Origin of the sequence: Alicyclobacillus suci, from assembly GCF_017329615.1 — a bacterium.
Classification (GTDB): Bacteria; Bacillota; Bacilli; order Alicyclobacillales; family Alicyclobacillaceae; genus Alicyclobacillus; species Alicyclobacillus suci.
Genome location: NZ_JAFMTW010000271.1, coordinates 1 through 221 on the forward strand (window position 1 = coordinate 1; position 221 = coordinate 221).

1 protein-coding gene is annotated in these 221 nt (G+C 41.6%); it reads right to left on the minus strand.

The window, feature by feature from the left end; translation table 11 throughout:
- Positions 1–91: 91 nt before the first annotated feature.
- Complete coding sequence (locus J3482_RS22100) at positions 92–217, minus strand: RNA polymerase sigma factor (RefSeq protein ID WP_369123498.1); 126 nt, start codon at positions 215–217, stop codon at positions 92–94.
- Between the last annotated feature and the right edge of the window lie 4 nt (positions 218–221).

Here is a 221-nt window from a genome sequence, read left to right on the forward strand (position 1 = left end):
AATCAAAAGAGGCAGCGTAGACCTGATAATTATCAGAATAGAATGGCGTTATCTCAAAAAATTATGCACATCTGTCTTGACCGGACGGGGTTCAATACGCCAGTTCTCTTTTAGTCTTCCGATAGGATGTACGGCATTCGTTGATAACAATTCGAATTAACCAGGGTAGCGGGTTTTCCGGTGTGTTGAGTTGGTGTATGGAACGATATGCCTTTATAAAG